The following is a 14,063-nucleotide window of genomic DNA, read 5'->3' as shown; positions in this document are numbered from 1 at the left end:
TACGGTGGACGAACGCTGGCGACCGGAGAGGCGCTCGTCGATGAATGGACACATTCGGAGATTGGCCACGGTGATGCTGACGTTGGTCGGCGCGACGTTCGCCCTCGCGCCGCCACAGGCGCACGGTTTCGCCGAGGACATCTGCTACACGCCCGGCGGCGCGCCACCGCACAGCTGCGCACCCCTGCCGCCTCCGTGCCCGCTCGACGACCCGAACGGGGCGCTGTGCGGCCTCGAGGCGTTCGTCCGCTACGGGTACACGCTGCGTCAGCCCCTCGGCGGGCGCAGCCTCGTGCACTCCGACTCGACGTACATCATCGCCCGCACCGTCGGCTTCTCCGAGCGCGACGCCTACTGGATCGCGGCCTACGACGAGGCGACCGACCTCGGTACCTTCGCCCCACGTGACGTCGACGGTGAGCCGGTTGCCGACGCCGCCGCCCTGACCACCGCGGACATCAGTGGCCTCGTGCGGACCCATTTCGCGACGGGCGGGTTCCTGTTCCACTTCCTGCCGACGATGCGCGGGCCACGCGACCCCGAGCCCGACGGGTTGCGTCCCGACGTGGACGATCCCGCCCACGAGGTGATGCTCACCCATGTGCGGACGTGGGCGATGGCCGGCCCCGGCAGCGGCGCCCCGCTGTGCACCGGAGGCTTCACCAACCGCACGGCCGCCGGCGACTACGCCACCGGCACCGAGTGTTTCGACGACCCGCAGCCCACACCGATCAACGGCACGTACAGTGTGGAGACCCCGATCGCCATTCCGTTCACCAATGTGACTGGGCAGCAGGTCATCTCCGGTGGCGTGCTGTCGTCGCAGTTCGACTCCTGGGTGGGGCCGCAGTCGTGGAACGCCAGGATCGGCATCTACATTCACGCGCTCGCCGACCGGATTTCCCACCACGCGTGCACCGACGCCGGCACGGTCACCGCGCCGTCACCGGAGCGGCCGGAGTTCCGCATCGACCTGAACACACCGACCTGCGATCAGGGTCCCCACGCCGTCCGTCACGAATACGAGACCGGTGTCGACTTCGCCTCGCTCGATCCGGAGGACCGGACCACCGCGGCGGCACTGTCGACGGTCTACGACGAGCTCATCGAATTCGCCCGCGTCCGTGGCACTCTCGATGCCGATTCCCTGGTGCCGGAGAACAAGTCCGCGCTGCTCGTGGACGGGCTGCTGCCCGCCCTGCAGCACCGGAACCCCGTCGAGCGGCTGAACGCGGTCACCGACGTCGGGTGCCGGTTCGGCGTGCCCGCGTTCCCGGGAAGCCCGGCCTGCCAGGGCTAGATTGCCGGCCTGCACACGAAATACGTGGTCAATGCATGCATTTGGCCGATTTCGGTCAGCGAGCCGTTCGGTAGACAAACCTAAAGACTATCGGTTAGCGTGTCGTGCATCACAGGCCGCTCCGGGCGCTCTCCGCCCGGCCCACACACGACGAGGTGTGCATGACCGAGTCCAAGCCGTCACCCGCCGAACCGGCGTCGCCACCCGCAGAGGGGACGAGATCGTCCGCCGAGTCGAAACGCGCCAGCCGCGCGGCGTTCGTCGGAACACTGCTCGAGTACTACGACTTCAGCCTCTACGCCTCGGCCGCCTCGGTGGTCTTCGCCAGTGTCTTCTTCGGCGGGTCGAGTCCGTTGCTCGGCACGCTCCAGGCGGTGGGCACCTTCGCGGTCGGCTTCCTGGTTCGTCCGGTGGGTGGTGTGGTTCTCGGCAGCCTCGGAGACCGGTACGGCCGCAAGAGGATTCTGGTGCTCACCCTGGTGTTGATGGGGTCCGCGACCATGCTCGTCGGGCTCCTGCCGAGTTATGCGCAGATCGGCTGGCTGGCTCCGCTGCTGCTGGTGATCCTCCGGATGGTGCAGGGGATCGGCGCGAGCGCCGAGTACGGGGGAGCGACGCTCGTCGCCGTCGAGTTCGCGCCGGAACGCAAGCGCGGGCTGCTTGGTTCGCTGCCCGGCATGGGTTCGGCGCTCGGCGGTGTGCTCGGCACCAGTGCGCTGCTCCTGGTGTCCAGCATCATGTCCAAGGAGGCGTTCCTCGACTGGGGGTGGCGAATCCCGTTCCTGCTCAGCGGTGTGATCCTCGCCTACGGGCTGTGGCTGCGGCGATCGTTGCCGGAGACGCCGAAGTTCCAGCGGATCGAGGATTCACGCAAGACCGCTCGCACGCCGGTGCGTGACGTGATCCGCCAGCAGCCCCGGGCGCTGCTCGCGGTGATGGTGATGGCGATCGGCATGACCGGCATCGGCTACTTCTACATCGTGTTCATGGGGACGTTCGGCGGGAACCAGCTGGGGCTGGGCAAAACGGACATCCTCATCGGCCTGATCGTCGCGCAGGTCACCAACGCGCTGCTGATCCCGCTGTTCGGTGGGTTGTCGGACCGGCTGGGACGCCGGCCGATCATCCTGTTCGGCTTCGCGTACAGCGCGGCGTTCGCGTGGCCCGCGTTCTGGCTGCTGTCCAATCACGGTTCCGCCGCGATGTTCTGGCTCGTCCTGGCATTGGGCAACGGGATCGGCGTCGCGTCGATCTTCGGTCCGATGGGCGCGTACGTCACCGAACTGTTCGAGACCCGGCACGCCTTCAGCGGCCTCGGCCTCGGCCGGGAGACCGGCAACGCGCTCGGCGCCGCGATCGTGCCGGTGGTCGCGGTTCCCCTGGCCTTCCACGACACCACCGTCTGGCTGAGCCTGCTGCTCTGCGGCATCGCACTTCTCGGCCTGGTTGCGGCCGCGGTGTCCCGGACACGGGCGGAGTCGGAGGACGCACGAAGCCGCGACGAGGTGCGGGTGCCGGCCTGACGCCACCGCATGGGCACTTCGACCACGCCTGGACGCCGGGGACCCGAACGAGCGGGTCCCCGGCGCAGCCGTTCGGTTGAGAGAATCGAGGAGTGAATAGCACCATCCTGTGGAGCGCCGTCGGCCGGAAATGACCACAGTCGCCGCGTCAGATCGAGACCGTCCTCGAGGTTGCCTGAGTGTCACGTGGGTCGTCAGCCCGGACAGGGCGGGTACGCGCTTGTGCGCAGCAGGTCGGCCAGTGCAACAGCGTTGCGTGCCGCGACGGCAAGAACCTGCGGGGACGACTGCTCGCGGCCGTGCTCGCACTGTTCGGCACCCGTGTCCTCGGGAAGGAACTCCGCAAATCCGTCGAGGCCATCGAAGCTCGCCAGGGTGGCGCGCGCGGGGCAAACCCGCGCTGAACCGGTGGCCCGTTCGGCCCGCCTCCCGCAGCGGCCGCACAGACACCCAGGACGCACCGGTTCCTGATCGTGTCAGGTGACCAATCGGGCGGCGTCGGCGCGGGCGTTCTCCGCGTTCTGTTGTTCGAGGGCGTAGAGCAGCCCGAAGGCGAACCCGTTCTCCCCCGGTGTGCTGCCGGCCCGGGCACCGAGCATGCGTAGGGTCCCGGTGGCCACCACGCTGTCCTGGTGTTCACCGAGCACCCGTTGAATCTTCTTGTACTTCTTCACCTTCTTCTTCGCGTTCTTCCGCCCGATCACCGGTGCCCCGAGCTCGGCGGCGTACCGGGCCCGCTTCGCGGCCTTGCGGGCCCGGTGCAGCCGGGCGTCGTCGGCGGTGGCGACCGCGGTGGCCAGTCGCTTCTTCGCCTTGCGCCGCGCCTTCCGCGCCGCCCCCGTGATCGCCTTCTCGCCCACCGGACCCTCGTCCGCGAACGGTGGTGCGATGCGCCACCGCGCCAGGCTCGCCACGAGCTCCCGGTAGCGGGCACTGACCAGGGTGGCCATCACGGCATCGTGACACCGCAGTTGCTCGGCGAGCAGATCGTTCTCGATCCGCGCCGCGACCGGCCCCATCAGCAGCTCGACCGGCAGCTCCGCGACCGCGCCCGCGAACCGTTCCCGCTGCACCTGCCGGTCCCGCACCTCACCGAGAATGCCCGCATACCACTTCAATTCGTCATCGAGCGCCGCCTGCCGACCGGGATCGAACAGGTCCTGGAACACCCTCAGGGTGCTGCGGAACCGCCGAATACCCACCCGGGTGGAGTGGATCGGGTCCAGCCCCCGCCGCAGCCACACGTCACCGGCGACGATCGCTTCGACCTGGGCGTCGAGGTAGGCGAGCAACACCGTCCGCCCCGTGTCGTCCGCTCGGATGACAGCCGGGGCGGGATCGGTGGACAGGGCCCGGCCGAGTTTCGACCCCCACACCGACGGACGGGCAGTGCCACGGGTGAGGCTCTTGCCGATCCGCTTCAGCAGCTTCTCGTCGCCGCCCTCTCCCAGCTCGACCTCGACCTCACGCCACCGACCGGTCCGTGCGCTGTCCGCGACCGCGGTGGCCTGCACCCGATCATCGGCCACCTCGGCCAGCAGGATGCCGTGCTCGTCGACGAGGCGGTACGTGCCTCGGACGGTCGAGATCGTCGCCACCGGACGCAGGGGTTTGCCCAGGGCCACGCCCGCGACCAGATTCGTCAACTCCGCCGGGATCCCGTCGGCGTCGTCGACGGGAAGCCGGAGCTCGGTGCGGGCCTTGTCCGCGGGCACCTTCAGATGCCAACCGGCGTCGGTCCCGCCGGACCGTCGGCGCAGCGTCACACCCTGACCGAACAGATCCTGATCGTCGGTGTCGTAGTACACGCTGTCCAGGTTGGCCGTCGCCTGCTCGACCCGGCCACCGGCCGGCAGCGTCTTCACGAAGTCCGGGACCGCGAAATCGTCGTCGACCTCGTACTTGTCTTCTCTCTCCAGCTGCGCCTCGAGCATGATCGTCTCCCGCCTCACCCACAAGGTCTTCCGCGCCGCCGGCCGTCCCGGCGGTCCGCACGCTCCTGGGGTACCCCGCAAGGACACCGGGCGAACACTGTCGGCAACGTGAACAGCATCGGCTCGCACCGGACCGGCAACCCGTCGCCTCCTGCCCGACACCGGTCACGGTCGAAACCCGCTCCCAGGTCATCGGCTGATGCCCGGGTTGGTCGGTGCGCCGTCGGCGCGACAGTCACCTCCATCAGGTCCCGGATGACCACCGAACCGTTCCACCTGTTCGACTGTTCCCGGGAGAGCGACGGCGTCGTGACGCTGGTTGTCGTGCAGGCCTACGAGAACGTCAGCGGGATCCGCGACACCGTCGGGTCCCAGGGGGTCCGGCGACTTCCTCTCGTACCGAACTGAATGGCATGCAATTCTCGTTGGCGGACAGCGTGGTTCGTGCCTGTCCGGAGCAGGACACCGGCGCGCGTCCGGGGCGCGTGGTCCGATCAGGCGATTTGACCTGACCCGTAGCTCGCATGTTGTGACCGGGCGGATCCGGTCCGAGGGGCCTCGACCTGGTGCGGCCGCTGTTCGCCGAGGCGGGCGCGCTCGACGAGGACAAGTCGGTGGTCACCTACTGCGGTGGCGGCATCGCGGCGACCTTCCTCGCCTTCCAGCTCGCCAGACTGGGCCGCGACGACGTCGCCGTGACGACGATCGATGAACGAGTGGGTTTCCGACGAGTCGTTGCCGCTCGAGGTCGGCTGACCGGAAGGGCTGCACCACGCAGCAGTGGGGGTGGACCGTGAGGGTTCGCCCCCACTGTCGTATGCGCCGACAGCCAGCGGTTTCAGCCGACCGAGCTCCCCGGGGCGACATTCTTCCGGGGAGCTCTGTGCGTTCTGGGGCAGGCAACTCTGCGAACTACTGACAAATATCGATTGACGTCAGTTGTCAGTAACTGTAACGTCGATCACACGCCGGGGGCGGAGCATCGTCTTCCGGTCGGGGTCTTCGTCGTCGCCCGCTCGGGCGATGTTCCATCAGCGCCCGCGGTGGCAGTTGTCCGCGGCCGGCCACGCACTCCCTTCCCGCAAGGAGCTCCGATGAATCCCAACGGCACGTCGACAGTCCGGTTGGCCGTCGACCGCACCGCCTGTGCCGGGCACGGCCTCTGCTACGGACGTTCGCCCGACGTACTCGACTGCGACGACCAGGGGGATCCCGTGGTCCGCCGCGATCCGCTCGGGACGGACGCCGACGTCGAGTCGGCCCGGGCCGCGGTCCTCGTGTGCCCGGAGCGGGCGCTCACCGTCGAACCAGTGTGATCTTCCGAAACAGACAGAACTTCAAGGTTTTCGAGGAAGGAAAGACATGACCACCACAACCGTGGACGATGCGCCGTCCGATCTCGTCGTCGACTTCGACATCTACGATCCGGGACTCACCCAGCCGGTCGACACGATTCAGGAGAGAGTGGCCGATCTCGCAGGCAAGGGCCCGGTCGTGTACTCGACCGCGCACGGCGGGCACTGGATCGTGACCCGCTACAAGGAGATTCACGAGGTTCTCCGGGACCCGGAGACCTTCTCGAGCTACCCGAACAACCTCGTCACCGGCCCCGGCGGCATGGGCAAGTTCATCCCCATCGAGCTCGACCCGCCTGAGCACACCGGCTACCGGCTCGCGCTGCAGCCCCTGTTCTCGCCGAACCGCATGAAGGCGCTCGCCGGTCAGATCCGCGATCTCGTGGGCGAGCTGATCGACGGCTTCGCTGCGAAGGGCGAGGCGGAGTTCATCAGCGAGTTCGCACACGAGCTGCCGACGCGGGTGTTCCTCGCCCTGATGGACTGGCCGGTCGCGGACGCGCCGATGTTCACCGAGGCGACGGACATCGTTCTCACCGGGAAACCCGGTGCCAGCGAGGAAGAGTCGATGCAGGCGCGCGCCGAGGCCGGACTCGGGATGCTCACCTACTTCCAGAAGATCGTCGACGAGCGCCGGGCCAACCCCGGTGACGACATCACCTCGACGCTCATCCATACCGAGGTGGAGCTGGAGGACGGCACGCGGTTGCTGACCGACGAGGAACTCAACCGGATGTTCTTCCTGCTCCTGATCGCCGGGTTGCACACCGTGCAGGGCTCGCTGGCCTGGAGCATCATCCACCTGTACAACAACCCCCAGCAGCGTGCGGAACTGATCGACAACGACGATCTGGTCTCGAGCGCGGTCGAGGAGATCCTTCGGATCGAGGCGGCGGTCGTTCCCGGTCGGCGTGCGACGCGGGACGTCGAACTCGGTGGCGTGCACATCAAGGAGGGCGACCAGCTGATCCTCATGCTGTGCTCGGCCAACCGGGACGAGGACGAGTTCGAGGATCCGAACGAGCTCGAGCTCGATCGGCACCCGAACCTGCACCTGTCGTTCGGGTCGGGTGCACACCGTTGCCTGGGTTCGCACCTCGCCCGGATCGAGCTGTCGATCGCCCTCGAGGAGCTGCACCGCCGGATTCCGGACTACCGCCTGGTCGACGGGGACCCGCCGATCCTGCACGGCAGCCAGGTCCGGGGATGTGTCCGTCTCCCGATCCGGTTCACGCCGGAAGGGGTGAGGGCGGTCCGCCCGGTCCGGAATGTGGAGTCGTCGCGCTGAGGGACCGCGCGATCCCACTGCTGCCGGCGTGACCGAACAGGGGTGCGGTCACGCCGGGAGTCCCCGGCTCGAGAGAAGCCGTGCCGTGGCAGGCCACGCGGCGAGACCAGGGGCAATGCTTGTTAGGCTCTTCTGGCCGGATGGCGAGTGGGATCGGTGAAGTGGAGGGTCGAATGGCGCGCAGGCGCGTCGGCGTCCTGGGGGACGACGCAGATGATGCGCGGGCCAAGATCCTCACTGCGGCCGAGGCCGTGATCCAGCGCTACGGAGTGGTCAAGACCACGATGGGCGACATCGCCCAGGAGGTCGGCGTGTCGAGGCCGACGATCTACCGCTACTTCGGGGACCGTGATGCGGTGCTCTCGGCGATGGTGGAGGCTCGATCGCGTCGGCTGTTCGGCAAGGCCCGGGCCTACCTCCGGCAGCGCCCGACGTTCGGCGAACAGGTCGTCGACGGGCTCGTCTTCCTGGTGGACCGCGGTCGACGTGACCCGATCATGCAGCTGATCGTCAGCCCCGAGCACATGGACACGGCCACGGCCCTGCTCGGCAGCTCGGGACTGGCTGCGCGCCTCACCACCGAGATGTGGTCCCCGCTGATCGACGAGGCGCGTAAGCGGAGCGAGATCCGGCCGGGGACCACGACCGAGGACATCTGCGACTGGATCACGATGGTGCAGCTGATTCTCATGGGGCGCAAGGATTTCGGTAGCGAGGACGATCCCGAGCACCGTCGCATGCTGACGCGATTCCTGTTGCCCGCCATCGTGGACGGCACAGTGCTCGCCGGCGCGGAGGCGGGCGCAGGCAGGCCATCCGGCGTGGTCGACGATCCGGCCTGATTCGAGGAGATGCAGATGGCGCGACGACGCGCGGTGGGCGTTCTCAGTGTGGACGCGAGCGTCGCTCGCGGGCAGATCCTCGCCGCCGCGGAATCGACGTTCCAGCGGTACGGGGTACTGAAGTCGACTATGGACGACATCGCCCGGGAGGCCGGGGTCTCGCGGCCCACGCTGTACAGGTATTTCCGGGACCGCGACGCCCTCGTCACGGCACTCATCGAGGTGCGGTCGCGACGGCTCTTCGACGAGACCCGCGAGTTCCTGACGCGCTACGAGACGGTCGCCGAGCAACTCGTCGAGGGCCTCGTCCACCTCGTCGACCTCGGCCGCAAGGACCCGCTCATCCGCTTGATCGTCGGTCCGGAGCACCTGGGGTGGGGCGCCCCGCTGGCCGGCAGTTCCGAACTCGCCGCCGATCTGACGCACGAGATGTGGTCGCCGGTGATCGACGCCGCCCGGCACCGCGGCGAGATCCGGCCCGGGGCGACGACCCGTGAGATCACCGACTGGATCGTTCTCGTCGAGCTCATTCTGGTGGGGCGCATGGACTTCGGTGCTGCGAGCGACCCAGACCTGCGCGGCTTCCTGACCCGGCTTCTGCTGCCCGGAATCGTCACCGACCCGTCCGCCGAAGACCCGGCTTCTCCGTTCGGCTGACGCTCGCCCTTTCCGTCGACGCCGCTCGATGCGGCGTACGGTCGGCTGCTGTTGTCGAGGCGGCGGATGCGGCACGTGGCCGTCCCGCACCTTGCGTGGTGTGGGTCACATGGCGTATAACAGATGACAGAAGCTGTAAGCTGTAAACCAGCTCGCCTGAGGATCCCGGACAGCGATCACGTGACACTCACGGCCACATAGTTTTCCGCGTTCGCCTCCGAAGCGCCTTGCGTGTCAATTCAGCAATGAGACGTGGGTCCGAGGTGACAAGCGATGAGGAGCGACCATGGCGCACGTGGTGACCCAACCGTGCTGCAACGACGCGAGTTGCGTCGCGGTATGCCCGGTCGACTGCATCCATCCGACCCCGCAGGAGCGGGTGACCATCCGGACCGAGATGCTCTTCATCGATCCCGACACGTGCATCGACTGCGGCGCCTGCATCGACGAATGCCCGGTGGACGCGATCGTGCCCCCGGAGGACATCACCTCCGCGACACAACCTTTCGTCGAGATGAACGCGGCATACTTCCGCGACCGGCCTCGGGTTACGTCGACGGACGAGAAGGCGCCGCCGGTCGGGACGAGTAGCCCCGGAACCCTTCGGGTGGCGATCGTGGGCAGCGGACCGTCGGCGTGCTACGTCGCGGATGCGCTGTGCACGACGAAGGGGCTCGACGTCGAGGTCACCATCCTCGAGAAGCTGCCCACGCCGGGCGGTCTCGTCCGCTACGGGGTGGCACCCGACCACGCTGCCACCAAGGGGATCGCCAAGCTGTTCGCCCGCACGCTCGGCAGGAAGTCCTGCACCGTCCACCTGAACACCGAAGTGGGAGTGCACGTCACGCACGACGAGCTGCTGCGGCACCACCATGCGGTGGTCTACGCATCGGGTGCCGAGGGGGACCGGCGGCTCGGCATTCCCGGTGAGCACCTGCCGGGCACGGTCGCCGCGCGCGACTTCGTGCTCTGGTACAACGGCCATCCCGATCACGCCGACGCGAAATTCGACCTGACGGGCGAGTGCGCCGTCGTCGTGGGCAACGGGAACGTGGCGCTCGACGTCGCCCGGATCCTGACGAGCGACGCCTCCCGCCTGATCGGTACCGACATCGCCGAGCACGCCCTGGAGGCGCTGGTCGCCAGCAGGATTCGGAAGGTGGTGGTCCTCGGCCGACGTGGCCCGGAGCACGCGGCGTTCAGCACACCGGAGCTGCTGGGCCTCGGGAACCTTCCCGGGCTGGATGTGACGGCGTCGCACCCGTTCGATCCCGCGCTCGCCGCCGACGAGTTGACCCGCATCCGCGCGTCCATCCTCGACCGGTACCACCACGCCCGGCCGGTGCCGGGCAACCGGCAGATCCACCTGCAGTTCTTCCGGTCGCCGACCGAGGTGCTCGGTGCGACGGTGACGGACGGCCTGCGGGTCGAGGTCACCGGGCCGGCGCTCGGTGGAGACCCCGAGGTCGAGGACCTGACCGCGGGGCTCGTCCTCCGTTCGGTCGGCTTCCGAGGCCGCCCGCTGCCCGGCGTGCCGTTCGACGACGTACTCGGTGTGCTGCCGAACCGCAACGGCGTCGTCCACGATCCAGCGACAGGGACCCCCGTGCGCGGCGTCTACACGGCCGGCTGGCTCAAGCGTGGCCCCATCGGCGTGATCGGGTCCAACCGGCTGTGCTCGGAACAGACTGTCGCAGAGCTGGTGTCGGACTTCGCGGCGGGTCGACTCGGGTCCGTGGAGGAAGAACTGAGCGCGTTCCGTCGGCTGCTCGCGCAGCGGCACGCCGATCGCGTCGATCTGGCGGGGTGGAAGCGGCTGGACGCACACGAACGCAAGGCCGGACGGGTCGCGGGTCGTCCGAGGGTCAAGGTGGTGAATCGGCTCGGCATGGTCGACGTTGCGTTGCAGCGTCGGGTGCCGGAAACGGTCTGACACACCTCGCCGGTGCAGCCGGCGAGAGCGGTCCGCGACCCGAGTCGCGGAGGACAGGTCGAAGAAGCCGCCGTGGTCGGGGCACGGCGGGGTCAATCGAAACGCGCGCATGTCGCACGGTGGAAGGAACCAGGGGTGGGCATCGAGGTGTCGGTCAGAAATCAACACCGAGATCGAAGCGACGATCCTCATCGTCTCGCACAACATCAACCTCGCCCGGACGGTTCCCGACAACAGATCGTGGTTCCGCTGCAGTGGAGTTCGACCTCGCAACCCATCGCGGCCCAGGCGACACCGGGGGAGGGTGGTGTGTACACGGTGGACTGCTTCGTGAGCGTGTTCACCTCGAACGCCCAGGCCCCCGAAGGAATCCAGTCCACGGCCACCTCCGGTCGGCGCGATCCACGACATCGCATCGACCGGAACCGTGGGCCGAGTCGGGGCGGCATCCGGGGTCGTTCATCCGGATCGGAAGGGGCCGAGGGTGCTGCACCGAGTACGTCACCGCGGAGTCCCGGTCCGGCTGGCGGGGGCCGTACTCGTCGGCCGCCGCGGTGGCCGGTTCCATGAGCGCGGCGCCGAGGACGGCGGTGGCGAATGTGCCGACGAGAAGCGCGGTTCGGGTCGGTCGGGATGGCGCCGCTAACCAACGATCCATAGGTTTCGAGCGTAGACGGTCCCGCTGCGAGGTGCAGGCGTTCGACGACCGGTTCCGGACACGACCGTGGGGCGGATCCGATGATCCGCCCCACGGTGGCACCACGCGCACAGGGTGAAGGTCAGGCCTTCATCAGGTCCCGGTGGATGATCTCTTTCATGATCTCGTTGGTGCCGCCGTAGATCCGTTGGATCCGGTGGTCCAGGTAGGCCTTGGCGACGGGGTATTCCATCATGTAGCCGTAGCCGCCGTGGTACTGGACGCCGGCGTCGACGACCTGCCCCTGCAGTTCGGTTGCCCAGAGCTTCGCCTTGGACGCGTCCACGGCCGTGAGGGTGCCCTGGTTGTACTCGCGGATGCAGCGGTCGATGTACGCGCGCGAGACCTCGACGGCGGTGCGTAGTTTCGCGAGATCGAAGCCCATGCCCTGGAATTCGCCGATCCGCTTGCCGAACGCGGTGCGTTCGCGGACGTAGTCCATCGTCCAGGAGAACACCGCCTCGGCGGAGACCTGCGCGGCGATGCCGATGCCGAGCCGTTCGAGGGGCAGCGACTGCATCAGGTACGCGAAGCCTGCTCCCCGTTCCCCGAGGAGGTTCTCCTGCGGGATCCGGACGTTGTCGAAGAAGAGCTCGGCGGTGTCCTGGGCGTGCAGGCCCACCTTGTCGAGTTTGCGGCCGCGGGTGAAGCCGGGGGCGCCGTCCTCGACGACGAACAGGCTGAACGCCTTGGAGCCGGCGTCCTGGTCGGTCTTGGCGAAGACGACCACCAGGTCGGCGAGGATACCGCTGGTGATGAACGTCTTGGCGCCGTTCAGAACCCACTCGTTGCCGTCCCGGACGGCGGTGGTGGTGACGGCGCGCAGGTCGCTGCCGGCGGCGGGCTCGCTCATCGCGATCGCACCGATCGTCTCGCCCGTCACGAATCCCGGTAGCCAGCGGCGCTTCTGGTCGTCGTCGGCGTGCCGGAGCAGGTAGTTCAGCACGATGTCGTCGTTGGTGGAGAAGCCCGACTGCAGCGCGGACGCGCCGACGCGGGCGATCTCCTCCTGGATCACCACGCGGTAGCGGTAGTCCGTCTCGCCGGGGCCGCCGAACTCCTCCGGCACCGTCAGCCCGAGCAGGCCCTGGCGGCCGGCGGTCAGCCAGGTGTCGCGGTCGATGAGACGGTTCGCGTCCCACTTCTCCAGATTGGGTACCACGTGGCGTTCCACGAATCCGCGCACCGCGGCGCGGAACAGTTCGTGGTCGTTGTCGAAGAGATCGCTCTCCACGGTCTGTTACTCCTCGGAAGTCAGTTCTCGCTCAACAGTTTCTGGGTTTCGCGCCGGAACACCTGGTTGGCGACCTCGTTTCGGCCGATGACCATCCGGCCGGCGCTGGCACTGCTCATGCTCACCTGCGAGTCGCGCAGCAGGGGGAAGTCCTCGGCGTGCAGCACGGCGAGGAGGATCTCCCAGTTCTTGTCCCAGATCCGGGTCCACTTCTCCTCGGTCAGCTCGGTGTCCTCGACCTTCGGCACGATCAGCCGCATCTCCATGCGGCTGCGCTGCGGATCTGTCGGATGAGGACGGAAGGTCAAGAGCTGGAAGTGATCCGGCTGACGCAGCAGGGTGCTGTTCGGAAGCAGGAAGTGCGTCTCGGTGACGTCCTTCGCCAGGCTGCGGTCGCCGGGATCCTCCTCGATCCAGCGGTCGATCGACTTGCGCAGGGCGATGAACCGGCAGTGCCTGCCGAAGTCGTCGAACGCCATCACGTTGGTGTGGATGTGCTTCGCCGCGGTGTTCGGGTGGGCGTACTGGATGTGGTAGCCGTCGAGGAAGGCGTCCTGCATGATCTTCCAGTTCACCGGCTCGTCGAAGCCCTCGGCCTTGACCGCGACCTTCGACTCCAGGTCGTAGGTCGAGAGGATCGCGTCCATCTCGGGGCCCAGCCACGCGGCCACGTCGATGTCGGCGTCGGCGTCGTCGACCACCCAGATGAAGCCGTGCCGCTCCTCGGTCGGCAGCTGGATCAGGCCCATCTTCTCCCGCTCGGCCTCACCGAAGGTGTTGTCGCGGGTGATGGTGCGCAGGCTGCCGTCCGTGTCGTACGACCACCGGTGGTACGGGCAGGAGAACAGCCGGCAGCGGCCCTTCTCCTCCTTCTCCACCATGGCGCCGCGGTGCCGGCACAGGTTCACCAGCGTCTTGACGCTGCCGTCGCGCTGGCGGACGACGATGACGTTGTTCCGTGGCAGCTGCAGTGTGAAGAAGTCGCCGGCCTTGGGGATCTCCGATCCGTGGGCGACGATGCTGGGTACCCGCCCGAAGACCAGGTCCCGTTCGCGCTTGGCGACGGCCGGATCGGTGAATTCCTCCGGCTCGAACCAGGTGAGGTGTTCGAACTCGTCGGTGGTGTCGTTGCGCAGGTGGTCCAGTGCCCGCCGAATGCGTTCCTCGCGGGGTGCTCCGACCTCGGTCATCGGTTTCCTCCCAATCTCGTCTGCGACGTCGGCCCCGGTCCGTGACGCCCTCACGCCGGACCGACCGATCCATGAGCTAAATCTAAATGAGTTAGGTTTAGTTGTAAACC

At 67.9% G+C, this 14,063-nt stretch carries 11 protein-coding genes and 1 pseudogene; 9 read left to right on the top strand and 3 right to left on the bottom strand.

Annotation, left to right across the window (positions count from 1 at the left end):
- Positions 1–40: 40 nt before the first annotated feature.
- Both ACFYVR_RS14340 and ACFYVR_RS14335 read left to right on the top strand, forming a co-directional pair.
- Positions 41–1,300: a hypothetical protein gene (locus tag ACFYVR_RS14340; protein WP_387474107.1), complete on the top strand. Its 1,260-nt coding sequence runs from the start codon at positions 41–43 to the stop codon at positions 1,298–1,300.
- A 161-nt stretch (positions 1,301–1,461) separates the two neighbouring features.
- Entirely contained in the window at positions 1,462–2,823 is a 1,362-nt protein-coding gene (locus tag ACFYVR_RS14335) for an MFS transporter (RefSeq protein WP_387474105.1), read from the top strand.
- 476 nt (positions 2,824–3,299) lie between these two features.
- On the opposite strand, the gene ACFYVR_RS14330 is transcribed toward ACFYVR_RS14335, so the two are convergent.
- Positions 3,300–4,757 (bottom strand): CHAD domain-containing protein, encoded by a 1,458-nt coding sequence (locus ACFYVR_RS14330; protein WP_387474103.1) that lies wholly within the window; start codon positions 4,755–4,757, stop codon positions 3,300–3,302.
- A 255-nt stretch (positions 4,758–5,012) separates the two neighbouring features.
- Between ACFYVR_RS14330 and ACFYVR_RS14325 the strand changes: the two genes are divergently transcribed.
- The 7 genes and pseudogenes from ACFYVR_RS14325 (at position 5,013) to ACFYVR_RS14295 (ending at position 10,832) form a co-directional block, all read left to right on the top strand.
- Entirely contained in the window at positions 5,013–5,165 is a 153-nt protein-coding gene (locus tag ACFYVR_RS14325; RefSeq protein WP_387474231.1) for a hypothetical protein, read from the top strand.
- A gap of 146 nt (positions 5,166–5,311) precedes the next feature.
- Positions 5,312–5,513: pseudogene (locus ACFYVR_RS14320) on the top strand (rhodanese-like domain-containing protein); the annotation flags it as partial.
- Positions 5,514–5,851: 338 nt separating this feature from the next.
- A complete protein-coding gene (locus ACFYVR_RS14315; protein WP_387474101.1) occupies positions 5,852–6,073 on the top strand; it encodes a ferredoxin in 222 nt (73 codons plus the stop codon).
- Between the two features lie 46 nt (positions 6,074–6,119).
- On the top strand, positions 6,120–7,400 hold the full coding sequence (locus ACFYVR_RS14310) for a cytochrome P450 (RefSeq protein WP_387474099.1): 1,281 nt from the start codon (positions 6,120–6,122) through the stop codon (positions 7,398–7,400).
- A gap of 173 nt (positions 7,401–7,573) precedes the next feature.
- A complete protein-coding gene (locus ACFYVR_RS14305) occupies positions 7,574–8,242 on the top strand; it encodes a TetR/AcrR family transcriptional regulator (RefSeq protein ID WP_387474097.1) in 669 nt (222 codons plus the stop codon).
- 15 nt (positions 8,243–8,257) lie between these two features.
- Positions 8,258–8,899 (top strand): TetR/AcrR family transcriptional regulator, encoded by a 642-nt coding sequence (locus tag ACFYVR_RS14300; RefSeq protein ID WP_387474095.1) that lies wholly within the window; start codon positions 8,258–8,260, stop codon positions 8,897–8,899.
- Positions 8,900–9,185: 286 nt separating this feature from the next.
- A complete protein-coding gene (locus tag ACFYVR_RS14295) occupies positions 9,186–10,832 on the top strand; it encodes an FAD-dependent oxidoreductase (protein WP_387474093.1) in 1,647 nt (548 codons plus the stop codon).
- Positions 10,833–11,611: 779 nt separating this feature from the next.
- Here the strand turns inward: ACFYVR_RS14295 and ACFYVR_RS14290 are convergent.
- Positions 11,612–12,763, bottom strand: coding sequence for an acyl-CoA dehydrogenase family protein (locus ACFYVR_RS14290; RefSeq protein WP_387474091.1), 1,152 nt, complete (start codon positions 12,761–12,763; stop codon positions 11,612–11,614).
- Positions 12,764–12,783: 20 nt separating this feature from the next.
- Entirely contained in the window at positions 12,784–13,953 is a 1,170-nt protein-coding gene (locus ACFYVR_RS14285) for an SRPBCC family protein (RefSeq protein ID WP_387474089.1), read from the bottom strand.
- Positions 13,954–14,063: the final 110 nt, after the last annotated feature.

Origin of the sequence: Rhodococcus sp. NPDC003318 (genome assembly GCF_042879035.1) — a bacterium.
In the GTDB taxonomy this organism is placed as follows: domain Bacteria; phylum Actinomycetota; class Actinomycetes; order Mycobacteriales; family Mycobacteriaceae; genus Rhodococcus_G.
The sequence above is the reverse complement of the archived record's forward strand: the minus strand, read 5'-3'. Positions and strand labels throughout refer to the sequence as shown.